The sequence below is a fragment of the Bartonella propinqua genome (assembly GCF_047263965.1).
Taxonomy (GTDB): domain Bacteria; phylum Pseudomonadota; class Alphaproteobacteria; order Rhizobiales; family Rhizobiaceae; genus Bartonella.
Genome location: NZ_JBLEBK010000030.1, coordinates 1 through 1,652 on the forward strand (window position 1 = coordinate 1; position 1,652 = coordinate 1,652).

Below are 1,652 nucleotides of genomic sequence, written 5' to 3' on the forward strand. Positions count from 1 at the left end.
AGGAAGTTGATATTTTAGAAGAGCGCTTGGAAAGTCTCAAAAATATGGAGGCATCTTCCGAGAGTACAGAATCTTTTCCAACACAGCTTCAGACACCACAGCCTCAAAGGAAACAACTAAGGAGGTCGGTCAACCCTTACATGCAAAGAGAGTGGGATATTTTATGAGTGAGAATTTAAGTTCATTGAAGAGCAAAAGTGAAAAAATTGCAGAGTTAAAACAACGACGTGAACAACTTGAGGAGACCCTTTATTCAGGGGCGCAATTTGTACGTCATGGTGACAAGCAAGTGGGGAACCGTTCTGTAGAGGAATTACGCAAGGCACTTGCCATGCTGGATAAGCAAATAGCAGAGCTCGAAGGGCATGGAAGCCCTCGTATTTTTTATATTGATGCGAGGCGTGGTTATTAATGGCTGGATTATTCAATAAAATAACGGGGTTGTTTCGCACTTCTGGAGATCATAATCCGCCTTTCGAAGCTGCAAGCCGTAGTCGCAGAATGCGCGGGTTAAATCCTGCCAAACAACATATCAACCAAGCGATTGAAGCGACAGGCGATACAATTATCGCACGGTCAAGGTGGCTCTATGATAACGAGGCTCTTTATGGTTCTGCCACAGAGGAATGGGTTTCGGCAGCGGTCAGTGATGGGATTAAACCTTATCCCAAAATTGAAGGGTTTCGAGAAGAAAAGAAGAAGCTGCTTGATCTTTGGTGGCAATGGGTTGATGAGGCAGATTATGATGAAGATGCCAGTTTTTATGGTCTTCAAGCAACCATTGCTCGGGAAGTTTTTTTAACGGGCGAATGTTTTGTCAGGCTGCACTATGTTGACCTTTATGGGCGTTCAGGTGTGCCTCTTCAATTGCAAGTTTATCCCGCAGAAATGCTTGATTTAACCTATAGCGGGGTTGCTGAAATTGAGGGCAATTATATCCGCATGGGGATTGAGTTTAACGCCAGTGGTAAGCGTGTTGCTTATCATTTTTGGCAGCATCATCCTTATGATAGCAGCCCATTGAGTAGAGCGTTTGGAAACAGAGAGCGCGTGCGGGTACCAGCAGAAATGGTCATCCATATTAAAGAAAGGCGTGTTGCTGGGCAGCTGCGTGGAACACCAAAAGTCACACGCTGTCTGGTAAAGATTTTTCAGCTTGAAGCTTATGATGATGCCGAGATTGATAGAAAAAGAACTGCTGCTCTTTTCGCAGCTTTTATTACGCGTACCAATCCTCATTCCAGTAACGCGAGCGCATCTGATAATCGCGAAGAAAGCAACAAGAAACCGCTCGTAGAGCCTCCTACCATAATTGAGACAGGTGGGATTCAAGAAATAGGAGAAAATACGGATATCAAGTTTTCTAATCCCGTGGAGGTTGGTGGTTCTTATGAAGCTTTTCAATTTCGTAATATTTTGAAAATTTGTGCTGCACTTAACATGCCTTATGCGGTTGTAACAGGGGATGTAACGCGGGGGAACTTTTCCAATGTGCGCACATCGATCATTCAGTTTAGACGTCATGTCAAACAATGGCGCGAACATATTATAGCCTTTCAGTTCAACCGCATTGTTTGGGAACGTTTTGTTGAAATGGCAGTGCTTTCTGGACGTGTTCATTTACCAAGATGGGAAGAGGATTATTTGCCGTG

General features: G+C 44.1%; 2 protein-coding genes. Both read left to right on the plus strand.

Annotated features, from left to right (window positions below):
- Nucleotides 1-163 precede the first annotated feature (163 nt).
- Nucleotides 164-412, plus strand: a complete 249-nt coding sequence (locus ACMFKV_RS07155; protein WP_413154920.1) for a phage head-tail joining protein — start codon at nucleotides 164-166, stop codon at nucleotides 410-412.
- Nucleotides 412-1,652: phage portal protein (locus tag ACMFKV_RS07160; RefSeq protein ID WP_413154921.1), on the plus strand; the 1,241-nt coding region annotated here is incomplete at its 3' end. The genes ACMFKV_RS07155 and ACMFKV_RS07160, both read left to right, overlap by 1 nt.

Bases quoted from the DNA above. Each gene is read 5' to 3' on its own strand.
- ACMFKV_RS07155 (WP_413154920.1), top strand. From the start codon at position 164: ATGAGTGAGAATTTAAGTTCATTGAAGAGCAAAAGTGAAAAAATTGCA.